Origin of the sequence: Niastella yeongjuensis (assembly GCF_900110245.1) — a bacterium.
Lineage (GTDB): Bacteria > Bacteroidota > Bacteroidia > Chitinophagales > Chitinophagaceae > Niastella > Niastella yeongjuensis.
The window spans coordinates 226,126-238,516 of the sequence record NZ_FOCZ01000002.1 but is presented as its reverse complement, the minus strand read 5'-3'; the positions used below and the strand labels follow the sequence as shown (position 1 = coordinate 238,516).

Below are 12,391 nucleotides of genomic sequence, written 5' to 3'. Positions count from 1 at the left end.
GGGGGGCGCTATTTTTTTAGGAAAAGCATAAGCAAACCAAACATGGCCGCCATCTGACCAATCCAAAAAAGAAACATCCATTTTATCGTTTCCGCTCTATTGTTAGCGGCATCCTTTATAATGTCTGCTCTTTCCCGGGCCAGGTCTTCTTTTGTAGCAAGTATGGAAGTTTTTGTATCCACTTCTCCTTTTATTTTTTCCTCAATAAAAGTAGTCAAATTTTCAGCAGTTTCCTTGCCCAGTTTAACTGAAACAAGATCATAGAGCTTGGTAATGGTTATAGTTGGCATAAAGTACAAATGGAATACTAAAGATACCCATTAATACTAATATTATTAGTTTTTCTATAGCTTAATTTATTGACATCAATCAAGTTATTTCTCTGCCGCTACAATCTCCTCAGCATGCTGTTTATTCTTGGGGCGCAGGAATATTTTGCTGATCACTCCCTTTTCATTGATCACAAATGTGGTGCGGTGAACGCCCATATATTTATTACCAAACATTTGCTTTTCGCCCCACACGCCATACTTATTTATTACAGTATGATCAGGATCGGCCAGTAAAGTAAACGGCAGATTGAATTTGGCCTCAAACTTCTTATGGCTCTTTTCATCATTCGGACTAACCCCAATCACCTCAAAGCCATGTTTCTTCAACAAGGCAAAATTATCGCGCAAATTACAAGCTTGTATCGTACAGGTTGGGGTGTCATCTTCCGGATAAAAGTACAGCACCACTTTTTTGCCCTTGAACTCGCTGAGCGTTATTTTTTTTCCGTTCTGGTCTTTTCCGCTAAACGCCGGAGCTTTATCGCCTTCTTGTAGAGTGATCATATTAATTTGAAAATTAGCGGGTAAAATTATACGTTTTCGCGGTTACATTCCCGGCCTCATCTTCTGCACGGATCTTCAACTCATGCTGGCCGGCCATACACTTTTCATCAAACTGGTAAATAAAGATCTCCCCCTTGTCATTGCTAAACCGCAGCCATTTACCATCCAGTTCAGTTTTTACATTTTTTATCTCTTCCAAATTATCAGTTACTTTAAAAGTCAGGCGGGCGGCCTTACTTAGGTCTGCTCCATTTGCAAAACCAACCGGTGCTATTGCCGGGGGCTCAATATCAAGTACCAGCTGAAAACTTCCCATATCGCGGAACCGGGCCGATGCCCAGTTTCCCTGCCATTGCACTTTTTGCACTTCACTTTTAGTACCGGCAAACCACTGCATTACAGTCCGTGATCTTTCGGCATCGGTTAGCGTTCGCACAGGCTGAATGCGAACAAGCATGGAGTCCCGGATGGGAATATACGCAGCCCCAATGGTATGTATAGACGACACCACATGCGCATTTGAGTTGGCCGATTTAATATAACGTATGTGTACCGAATCGTATAAACAGCGCTCACCAAGGAAAAATTCACATTCGGGGTTTTCCAGACCATCCATCATTTGAGGATAAAAGGGTTTGCCAGCCGGTGCCGGCGCCTGGCTGCCTTTTATAAACCGCACTTTGCATCCAAGCGTACTGATATTTCCACTGGCGTCTTTTACCTGAATGGAAACCGTATGAACAACCCCATCGCTCACGTCGATGGCTCCATTGCCATTCTTGCATTTATAGATAGCATTCGTATAACCGGGCAATTCCGACAAATGCTGTAAAAAAGGTCCGCCCTGGGCTTTGTTCTTATAATCAATGTGTGCATTCAGATCGCGGGTATCGTTGTAACTGATATTATCCATTCTAAAAGCAACAACCGGCTGGTCATCAATCGTAAGAGTAGATTCATAGATCCCATTATGGTTGGTGGAACCGGTTTGGGTATCATAAGCCCCAATGGCAAAACTTATGAGGGGGGAAGAAACGGTGATCACCGAGGGCGTAGAGATATAAGTTGAACCGGAATAGGCCTTTACCGGGAATAATCGGGGCGATTGCTCATATACGCTACGTGTCCTGTCGTATATTGCCAGCCGTTGCAACTGAGGGGGGACGTTATCCGGGATCTGAAATCCGAACAAAAAAGGGTTCACATTCACGTCGCCGTCTGAGCGCCTCACCTCAAAATGCAGGTGCGGCGCCTGCGAGCCGCCGGTATTGCCACTATTGGCCAGGAAATCGCCTTTTTTTACCGGAAACAGATCGGGTGTTAATTCGAGAAAAACCTTCCACGATTGCTGTTGATATTGCTGGTCTTTTACCCATTTTTCCAAAGTGGGATTAAATGCATTCAGGTGGGCATATACCGTAGTAAAACCATTGGGGTGTGTGATGTAAATGGCCCGGCCAAACCCATAGGGTTCTATCTTGATGCGGCTGATGTAACCGTCTGCCGCCACATATACGGGCAGGTTTTCACGAGCATTTGTTTTTATGTCAAGGCCCATGTGATAGTGGTTCGGCCGCAATTCGCCAAAGTTGCCTGCAAGGCGAATGGGTATTTCAAGCGGGTCGCGGAAATAACCCTGCGGATAGCTAGTAGGTGGAAAAATTTGAGCAACCAGCGCAGAGCTGTTCAATAATAAAAATAGTGTGAGTATCCTCATGGGTGATTAATATGGTTGCAAAACTAAGTGGTTGGAAATAGTGAACAAAAGCCAATATTAAAAAAACATTAAGGCGGGTTACCTGCCCGGTTAAATCAGAATAAAACAGAAATAGAACTGCTAAAGGTTTTGAACTGTTAATTTTAAAAAAATACCCACATAGTGGTATGATTTTTATAAACATTGGAACAGCTTTTGGCGTATATAAGTTGTCTTAAATAATAATAAGTATAGTCTAGAAAAATTTTACAAACTCGGTTTATGAAAACGCTAAGGAATAGGATGATACTAGTATTGGCGCTGTCGGTTGGAACGATAGTAGGTATCTTTCGTGGAAATGAAGCTAAACAGAAATGGGTATTCCGTATCAGAAGTCGTTTTGACGAAAAACGTCAAATAGCCGAAGAGAAAAAACTGGTACGGGGTGGTGGCGTTGCGCTCGATGATATCGAATTAGCCGCTTTTCACAACAACTGATTTATCATATTTTCAGCCAGCAATTCAAAGCCTTTGCCGGATGGTAAAGGCTTTTTTTATTGCCTGTACTGTAATTCGTAAGCTGCCTGAGATAAACGACAAAGAAGATATTCCCCTGGAAAAGAAGATATTCCACGGTTCAGACTTTGTTACATCGACATCCCGGCATCCCATAAATCTCACGCATCCTGGTTCAGACAAAAAATTAATCGACAAAATTCCCCTCGCTGCCTTACTTTTGCGCAATTTATCCCGCCAATATGGCCACAAAAAAGTGTGCAGGAAAGGCGCCAGATAAAGGTTCAACCAAGGTTTAATTAAAAAAATCGCTCTTTACTCAAAATGCCAAAAGACACTTCTATCAAGTCAGTACTAATTATCGGTTCAGGTCCCATTATTATCGGCCAGGCTTGTGAATTTGATTATTCCGGTTCACAGGCAGCCCGTAGTATCAGGGAAGAAGGAATTAAAGTAATACTCATCAACAGTAACCCTGCTACCATCATGACCGATCCTATGATGGCCGATAAGGTTTACCTGTTGCCACTGACGGTAGAAAGCATTGAGCAAATTCTGGAAGAAAACCAGATTGATGCGGTGCTACCGACCATGGGCGGACAAACAGCCTTAAACCTGGCTAAAGAGGCAGCAGAATTAGGTGTGTGGGAAAAATACAACGTTCGAATGATCGGGGTTGATATTGCCGCCATCGACACAGCTGAAGACCGGGAAAAATTCCGCCAGCTGATGTTAAAGATAGGGGTAGCAGTTGCTCCTTCAAGAGTAGCTAACTCCCTGCTGGAAGGAAAAGAATTTGCCCAGGAAATAGGATTCCCCCTTGTAATTCGCCCTTCATTCACCCTGGGTGGAACCGGTGGCGGATTCGTTCACGACAAATCTGAACTGGAAGCAGCCCTCGACAGAGGGTTGAAAGCATCTCCTATACATGAGGTGCTGGTTGAAAAAGCCGTATTGGGTTGGAAAGAATACGAACTGGAACTGCTGCGCGACAAAAATGACAACGTAGCCATCATTTGTACCGTAGAGAACCTTGACCCAATGGGTGTTCACACCGGCGACTCCATTACCGTTGCCCCGGCCATGACCTTAAGCGATACCGCTTTCCAGGACATGCGTAACAAAGCCATCCTCATGATGCGCAGCCTCGGCAATTTCGCTGGCGGTTGTAATGTGCAGTTTGCCCTGGATCCTGTAACAGAACAACTGATCTCCGTTGAAATAAATCCGCGCGTAAGCCGGTCATCGGCCCTGGCTTCTAAAGCAACGGGGTATCCTATTGCTAAAATAGCGGCTAAACTCGCTATCGGCTATACGCTCGACGAACTGAAAAATCAGATCACCAAAACCACTTCAGCTTACTTTGAGCCTGCACTGGATTATGTGATCGTGAAAATGCCTCGCTGGAACTTCGATAAATTCAAAGGCGCCAACGATACACTCGGTCTGCAAATGAAATCGGTAGGTGAAGTAATGTCTATCGGCAGAAGCTTTACAGAAGCCATTCAAAAAGCCTGTCAGAGCCTTGAGAACAACGCGGTTGGACTGGGTTACTACGGAAAAAGCCAGATGCACGCTGAGGAACTGATCGAATACATCAAGACCCCAAAATGGGATCGCATCTTCCGCATTAAGGATGCCCTCATGGATGGTGTGTCAGTTAGTACCATTGCTAAAGCCACTCTCATCGACCGCTGGTTTATCAACGAGATCAAAAAGATCGTTGACCTGGAAAAAGAGATCGAGAAATACAAAATGGCCACCCTGCCTGTTGAACTGCTGAAAGAAGCCAAATTCATGGGCTTTAGCGATGAGCAGATCTGCAAGATCATGCAGGATGGTACGGATGATGAAGTATACGAAAAACGGAAAGCAGCAGGCATTACCCGCGTTTATAAAATGGTGGACACCTGCAGCGCCGAGTTTGAAGCCAAAACACCTTACTTCTACTCTACTTTCGAATCAGGTAATATTAGTGAAAGCAAAGCCAGTGATCGCAAAAAAGTGATCGTTCTCGGTTCGGGCCCCAACCGCATAGGTCAGGGTATTGAATTCGATTACTGCTGCGTACACGGTTTGCTGGCTCTGAAAGAGTGCGGTTACGAAGCCATCATGATGAACTGTAACCCCGAAACAGTCTCTACCGACTTCGACATGGCCGATAAACTGTACTTTGAACCCGTATTCTGGGAGCATCTGTGGGAGTTGATCGAACATGAAAAACCAGAAGGTGTAATTGTTCAGCTGGGTGGACAAACAGCCCTGAAGCTGGCTGAACGCTTAACCAAGAAAGGCGTTAAGATCATCGGTACTTCATTCGATAATATGGACATCGCAGAAGATCGCGGTCGCTTTAGCGATATGCTGAAAGAACTGGGCATTCCCTACCCCAATTACGGAACAGCCTATACAGTTGATGAAGCAGTTGAAGTAGCCAATAAAGTAGGTTACCCTGTATTGGTTCGCCCCAGCTATGTATTAGGCGGCCAGCGCATGCGTATCGTAATCAACGATGAAGAAGTAGAAAAAGCAGTAGTTAGTCTGCTGAAACATATCCCCGGCAACAAGATCCTTATCGACCACTTCCTCGATCGTTGCCAGGAAGCTGAAATCGATGCCATTTGCGACGGAGAAAGCGTACACATAATGGGTGTAATGGAACACATTGAACCCGCTGGCATCCATAGCGGCGACAGCAACGCCGTATTGCCTCAGTTCAACCTGAGCCCGCTGGTGGTGGAAACCATGGAAGAATACGCCCGCAAAATTGCGTTCAAATTAAACATCAAAGGTCTTATCAACATTCAGTTCGCCATTAAAGATGGTAAAGTGCATGTGATTGAAGCCAACCCGCGCGCGTCGCGTACCACACCGTTTATTGCCAAAGCCTACCAGATCCCCTACCTGAATGTAGCTACCAAGATCATGTTGGGCGCCAATAAACTACGCGACTTTAAGTTCGTAAAACGCCTGAAAGGCTATGCGATCAAAGAGCCGGTGTTCAGCTTTGAAAAATTCCCTGGCGTTAGCAAAGAGCTGGGACCTGAAATGAAAAGCACAGGTGAAGCCATCCGCTTCATAAAAGACCTGCGCGATCCATACTTCCGCCAATTATACAAAGACAGAAGTATGTACTTAAGCAAGTAGTTCATTGTAACACTATATAAAAAGCCCTCCCGATGCATCGGGAGGGCTTTTTTGTTGTTATAATAAATTAAAAGAATGATCTATATCTCTACCATGCTGTGTTTGATGGCATAGATAACCAATCCTACACGGGTTTTAACACCCAGCTTCTCAAACAGGGAGTTACGGTAATCATCTACCGTACGGGGGCTAACAAACATTTTGCCGGCAATATCCTTATAGGTCAACTCGGTACAAACCCATTTCAGGAATTCTTTTTCCTTTTCAGTAAGGTGAATGGGTTCCTGTGGTTTATCCATGTCCTTGTGCAACCCGCTGATGATCTTACCTGATATCAGCTCAGAAAGATAGAAGTCTTTATGCAGCACCGAATCTAACGCCAGTTTTAACTCCTCCGGTTCTGCATTCTTCATGATATATCCTTTGGCGCCCAGGCGCAGCATGCGAATAATTATATTTTCATCGCTGAACATAGAAAGTGCCAGGATCTTTACCTGCGGAAAATTCTTGTATATCCATTTAGCCGTTTCATACCCATCTATATCCGGCATATTTACATCAAGTAAAATAATGTCAGGTATAATATGATTTTTAAGCTTTTCCTTAACCTCCTGTCCATTGCTGGCTTCAAACAACACTTTATAATTCTCGAATGAGTTGATCAACCGCGCCAGTGCATTCCGCAACAAAGTGTGGTCATCGGCAACAGCTACCTGTATATTTTTGTTAACAGTCATTATGTTCGCGCATTCACTTATTTAATGAGGTATGGGCAACTGAATGGTAACAATAGTGCCTTTGCCAGGTTCACTTTGCATGTCTATATCAGCACCAATAAGTTTTGCCCGGTTGAAAATACTCTTTAATCCAACACCAGCCGCAGAGGACGTGGAATTTTTCTTTTCTGCCACATTGAAACCCACCCCGTCATCTATTATTTTCATTATGAATTTATCTTCGAGATAGGTTAAACCCACCTGAATTTTTTGGGCCTTTGAGTGCTTTAAGATATTGTTGAGGTTTTCCTGGAATATCCTGAATAACACTATACCCTTTTGATCATCGAAGCTTTGTTCAATACCAGCGTTCGAGAATTCAATATCCAGCAAACCGGTGCGGTTTATATTTTCCAATTCAAAGTGTATGGATTCCGCTAAGCCTATTTGCGCTATACGATCGGTATGAAGGCTCTTGGTAAGATTGGCCAAATCAATCATAGCTTTATTCAATACCTGCCGGGTGCCTTGAATGGGTTCATATGCCTCATGCTCTTTGTCCATAGGCAATACCGCCAGGGAAAGTTTTACCACCGATAACATTTGACCGATATTGTCGTGCAATTCCTGACCAATGTTCTTAAAGGTTTCTTCCTGTATCTCCAGTTGCGACTTCAGCGTTTCCCGTTCATATTCTTCTTTCATGCGGATTATCTCCGACTCCTGCCGGTGTTGTCTTCGTTGGTACAGAAAAAGAGTGGTAACAATAAAGCCTACCAGCAATACTGCCAGTATAGCGCCAAATATTATTACTATGTAAATATCTGGTGTCATATTAAAACGTTGCGGCAAGCAATTTAGCACAAAGTTTAACGATACAGGGTAGAAGTCTTACTGTTTTTATACAGGTGTATAAATCCTATGATAAAAAGGGTATAAGAAATAAAATTTACCACCATGATCATTCCTACCAAAATATTTACTTCGCCGGGGCTAAAAGTGAGGGAGAGTGCAGCAGGCAGTTCCAGGGGGATCAAACAGCTGTTCTGGACTAATATGCTGCTGCCGGTCCAGAAAGCGGGCATTCTAAAAGGGTTGTCTATAGCTGTTTTTCTGAATAATTCACTCAATAAATAGCCACTGAAAAAAGCGAGCATAACAGCCCCGCCATAAAAATTTACGATATTAAACAGATGAATGCCTCGTACAAAAAGATTGATGATGGCAAAAACCGGATACCCAATTGAAACAAAAAGCAATACTTTCCTTATCTGCCTGTTTTTGATCAATTGGTACAACGCAAAACTGTAAAACACAAACTGAAGCACCTGGTAAACATTATACACACAATGGTTATTGTGGTATTTGATCATCCATTGCAGGGCTGTCATTTCTGAAATAAATGTTAGCAGTACAAACCAGGGGAGCATTTTTACAGGTGAGAGGGACCATTTTAAACGCCAGGTACAAATAACACCCACAATAAAACAAATGACCAGTAAAATAAGGTACGAATTGAAAAATATCGTTATCATCTCCTTTCTTTAAAAGAACCAATCATTCAATCTACAAGGCGGCCGCACGGACCTTCCGGAACCTGACCCGGCATAAAAATGCAATAGAAAATAAAGAATATAATAAAACATTCAGTATTTGTAAAACGGTAGACAGATTTCGCAAAATGATACCCGGCAATCCATGCAAATGATTCCATAAACCGAACAATGGAAAAGAACAGGTATAAAAGAATAACAGTCCCGAACAGATCCAGAATGCCGGTTCCTTCAACAGGTTTACCGAACGGGTAGATTGAAATAATTCTAAAAAATAATAAATACAGGCGCCTACTATAAGTAAACAACCAAATGAATAGGTACTCGTATGGAATGTTTTTACCTGAAAAAAGGCACTATTAATAAGTACCAGCACTGGATAAATAGTCATCACCCATAATATGATCTTCCTGATCTTTAAATTATAGAGGCAACATCTTATTATATACAGGTAAAAGATAATTTCGAATGTGGTGAATGTATTAAACAGCAGGGCCGCACTACGATCCGTTTTCACAAATAGCTTATTGGCGAACTCAACGCCGATGGTAATCAACAGGAAAAAAGGAAAAGCTATCAGGTACTTAGGTGTAAATGCCTGCCGAAACAGAGCGAGAGACACTAAAAAACAAATAATTTCTATTATAAGGGAGGTCACTTCCATCAGGCACTAATGTAGATAATTCAGCATAAATAAAAAATCCGCTCCGGCTAAACCGGGGCGGATTTTCAAAATATAATACGTTCTGATAATTTCTTAAATCACGACCATGCCATCATTTCCCTTGTCAACGATGGTAATACCCAGACCATCGTAATCAGTTTCAACACCACCGGGAGGCCATGTTCCCACATTGTAAGCCAGCAATTGTTTGCCTTTATTGGTGTCAATATAAACATTTTTATGGCTTACACCCGCCTCTGTTTGCTGGTGGTCGGTTGCAACCAGCACAGTTGTTTGTTTGCCGGCATGAGTAGGCTTTTCAGTAAAATTTTCAGGATATACCCCAAAGTGAAGAGTAACCGTATTGGCACCAGCCTCTTTCGCTTTTGCCAGGAAATCTTCCAGTTCTTCAATGCTATAAAAAAGGCTCAGTGAATCTTCCCGCCCCATTCGCTCTGAATTATGTATCCATCTTTCTTGTTTATATGTGCGGATAAGCGTGTCAACATGTTGTGTATCCACGAATCTTCCAGCCCTTAAGGATTTTTTTTCAATTGTAGTCATAGCTTGTGAGTTTTGTTTAGTGTGATTGTGTTGTCGATGTGAAGGTAGCGGCGAGGGCGCAGCAAACTTCGGCTACAACTGAATGTTAGACAACTAATTACGGATTACTATAATTCGTAAAGTGAAGGAGTTCAAGGAGTCACGTGAAAATGACGGTGTAAATACCGTGAAATGAGGAAGGATTAACCGTTTAAAAAACATTATTAAACCCCGTCTTTTTACGGGGGCATTTCGCCCGCTAATTTCCCGTACAAAAAACCGTAGTTAATAAATCGCGCTTTTCTGGCATGTATCCGGTTTTTGTCTGAAATTAGACATGGAGAGTTGCTATCATCCCGTTTTAGAAATCCAATGGTCCTGTGAAAACCCGCCGACAGATTTCCTCAAGGCTTTTGTTATCCACAAATCCTCTTGAGGAAATTTTATTCTGATAACAGAATTTTCCTTTTCAAACTACCTGCTTTATCTTTTTACCATTAGCCTTGTCCTTTTTTGATAAAGTAGGTAGTTTGTTTTTTGAAAACCCCGCCTCCATCCCTTCTCCCAGGATGCTCTTGTAATTTCCTATTACCGGTCTGTATGTAATTTCACTTATTGGTATGTCTCATTTGCCTGCCCGACCCATTTGGAAAGAATCGCCCTTTGTTAGGCTTATTATTCCGCTTATCGCTGGCATTGCTTATCAGTGGTATTGGCCTTTTCCCATTCATTTCATATGGCTGTCTTTCACCTTCAGCATAGTTGTGCTTTGGGTTCTTTATGCTCAGCCACTTTCACGCCAATACCGTGCCCAATGGATTTACGGCGTATGCATACATGCAATGCTATTTGCCACAGGTGGTTTAGTTTTATTTTATGGTGATATTCAACATCAGAAAACGAGTATTACCAGGCAGAAAACAGCAGGAAAGGCCATTCTGGTAACCATTGAAGAACCACTGTCTGAAAAAAAACAATCTTTTAAAACCATTGCTTCTGTTCAGGCAGTTGTGTTTGACCATTCTATTAACAAGGCCAGCGGGAAGATCATTCTCTACTTTCAAAAAGACAGCGCCAGTCAACATCTTCATTATGGCAAACAACTGTTACTCTATAAAGCATTGCAACCGGTAAAAAATACGGGCAACCCAGGCTGCTTCGACTATCAACGCTACTGTTATTTTCAAGGCATCTCACACCAGGTATACCTAAAGCAGGGCGAGTATGTTCTACTCAAAATAGAAAATGAAAATCTGTTTCGGAAATTTCTTTTTTCCACAAGGACAAAAATCGTTGCGCTGTTGAAAAAATACATTCCTGGCGCAAAGGAATCCGGCCTGGCCGAAGCGATGCTTATTGGCTATAAAGAAGATCTTGACCAACGCCTGGTTCAATCCTATTCTGATACCGGTGTAGTGCATATCATTGCAATTTCTGGTTTACACCTTGGATTAATATACTGGTTGTTAACGCTCTTATGCAAGCCATTGGCTCAACGTAAAGGAGGTAAACTGGTACAACCAATACTCATCATTGCCGGCCTTTGGTTATTCAGTTGTATTGCTGGCGGCTCGCCTTCCGTATTGCGTTCGGCTGTTATGTTTACCTGTCTGGTTATTGGCGCGCACCTGAACAGAAGAACGTCCATTTACAACAGCCTGGCATCTTCTGCATTTCTGTTGCTTTGTTATAATCCTTTCTGGCTTTGGGATGCCGGCTTTCAATTGTCTTATGCTGCAGTACTGAGCCTGGCAATGTTTTATAAACCCATTTATAACATGGTGTTTGTACAGAATAAACTACTTGATCTTTTATGGAAATCAATATGCGTAACGCTTGCCGCGCAAGTACTTACCGTGCCGGTTTCAGTATACCTTTTCCATCAGTTCCCCAATTTATTTCTCATTGCTAATCTGTTAGCAGTACCCTTATCCAGCCTTATCATTATTGGGGAAATAATACTCTGTATAGCCGGTGTGTTACCTATACTCGCAACAGGCGTGGGCTACCTGTTGCATTATACCATCCATTGGTTAAATACATTTATTGAGCAGGTAGGCAGACTGCCTTTTGCAATTATGGGCAATCTGAAAATAAATGGGGCGCAACTTGTTTGCCTGTATATCTTCATCAGCACCATGGCGTGGTGGTTATTGAATAACAAACGAAAAGGTGCTCTATTGTCGCTAATGTCGTTATTGGGGTTTATTGCATTTCGGGTTGTTGATCTGTGGAATACCGGGCAACAGAAAAAGCTTATAGTTTATAACATTCCCAGGCACAGCGCCATTGACGTTATGGTTGGTACGAAATACTTTTTTAAAGGCGATAGTTTGTTGGAACAGGATGACCTGTTGCAAAAATTTCACCTGCAACCATGTCGGTTACTACACCGCGTAATCAACCCATTTAACCCCGGGAATATACTGGTTGAAAAGAATTTTTACCGGTTCGGGAACACCTCCTTTTTACTGTTTAATGGCCCTTTAGACCTTTCTGTATTTTACCCAAAAACGCCAGTCGATATTATCATACTTTCAAATAATCCGCCCATTCAAATTACGCAGTTAACGGGGGTCTTTAATTGCCGCCAGTTCGTTTTTGACGCCTCGAATCCGGCCTGGAAAATAGCCAAATGGCAACAGGAATGTGCACAACTGGGACTTTTGGCATTTTCGGTGGCCGACAAGGGCGCTTTTGTTTTCAACCTGTATTAACCT

The 12,391-nt window shown here is 42.7% G+C and carries 11 protein-coding genes; 3 read left to right on the top strand and 8 right to left on the bottom strand.

Features of this window, described 5'->3' with window-relative positions; all coding sequences use genetic code 11:
* Nucleotides 1-8: 8 nt before the first annotated feature.
* From BMX95_RS05665 to BMX95_RS05655, 3 genes are all read right to left on the bottom strand, one after another.
* A complete protein-coding gene (locus BMX95_RS05665) occupies nucleotides 9-290 on the bottom strand; it encodes a hypothetical protein (RefSeq protein WP_081201014.1) in 282 nt (93 codons plus the stop codon).
* Between the two features lie 84 nt (nucleotides 291-374).
* Nucleotides 375-836, bottom strand: a complete 462-nt coding sequence (gene bcp / locus BMX95_RS05660) for a thioredoxin-dependent thiol peroxidase (RefSeq protein WP_090519311.1) — start codon at nucleotides 834-836, stop codon at nucleotides 375-377.
* A 13-nt stretch (nucleotides 837-849) separates the two neighbouring features.
* Nucleotides 850-2,553, bottom strand: a complete 1,704-nt coding sequence (locus BMX95_RS05655) for a M23 family metallopeptidase (protein ID WP_081201013.1) — start codon at nucleotides 2,551-2,553, stop codon at nucleotides 850-852.
* 282 nt (nucleotides 2,554-2,835) lie between these two features.
* Here BMX95_RS05655 and BMX95_RS05650 point away from each other — a divergent pair, with 282 nt between their 5' ends.
* Together BMX95_RS05650 and carB are read left to right on the top strand one after the other, a co-directional pair.
* Nucleotides 2,836-3,030, top strand: coding sequence for a hypothetical protein (locus tag BMX95_RS05650; RefSeq protein ID WP_081201012.1), 195 nt, complete (start codon nucleotides 2,836-2,838; stop codon nucleotides 3,028-3,030).
* A 342-nt stretch (nucleotides 3,031-3,372) separates the two neighbouring features.
* Nucleotides 3,373-6,195: a carbamoyl-phosphate synthase large subunit gene (gene carB, locus BMX95_RS05640; RefSeq protein WP_081201010.1), complete on the top strand. Its 2,823-nt coding sequence runs from the start codon at nucleotides 3,373-3,375 to the stop codon at nucleotides 6,193-6,195.
* Between the two features lie 80 nt (nucleotides 6,196-6,275).
* Here the strand turns inward: carB and BMX95_RS05635 are convergent, their stop codons facing one another.
* The 5 genes from BMX95_RS05635 to BMX95_RS05615 form a co-directional block, all read right to left on the bottom strand.
* The gene (locus BMX95_RS05635; RefSeq protein WP_081201009.1) at nucleotides 6,276-6,932 is read right to left on the bottom strand and encodes a response regulator transcription factor; all 657 of its coding nucleotides are present in this window, start codon (nucleotides 6,930-6,932) and stop codon (nucleotides 6,276-6,278) included.
* A gap of 21 nt (nucleotides 6,933-6,953) precedes the next feature.
* Nucleotides 6,954-7,745: a sensor histidine kinase gene (locus BMX95_RS05630; RefSeq protein ID WP_081201008.1), complete on the bottom strand. Its 792-nt coding sequence runs from the start codon at nucleotides 7,743-7,745 to the stop codon at nucleotides 6,954-6,956.
* A gap of 35 nt (nucleotides 7,746-7,780) precedes the next feature.
* The gene (locus BMX95_RS05625) at nucleotides 7,781-8,446 is read right to left on the bottom strand and encodes a hypothetical protein (protein WP_081201007.1); all 666 of its coding nucleotides are present in this window, start codon (nucleotides 8,444-8,446) and stop codon (nucleotides 7,781-7,783) included.
* Between the two features lie 31 nt (nucleotides 8,447-8,477).
* A complete protein-coding gene (locus tag BMX95_RS05620; RefSeq protein WP_133053943.1) occupies nucleotides 8,478-8,981 on the bottom strand; it encodes a hypothetical protein in 504 nt (167 codons plus the stop codon).
* 240 nt (nucleotides 8,982-9,221) lie between these two features.
* The gene (locus BMX95_RS05615) at nucleotides 9,222-9,692 is read right to left on the bottom strand and encodes a hypothetical protein (protein ID WP_090519309.1); all 471 of its coding nucleotides are present in this window, start codon (nucleotides 9,690-9,692) and stop codon (nucleotides 9,222-9,224) included.
* Between the two features lie 599 nt (nucleotides 9,693-10,291).
* On the opposite strand from BMX95_RS05615, the gene BMX95_RS05610 reads away from it, so the two are divergent.
* Nucleotides 10,292-12,388, top strand: coding sequence for a ComEC/Rec2 family competence protein (locus tag BMX95_RS05610; RefSeq protein ID WP_081201004.1), 2,097 nt, complete (start codon nucleotides 10,292-10,294; stop codon nucleotides 12,386-12,388).
* Nucleotides 12,389-12,391 lie beyond the last annotated feature (3 nt).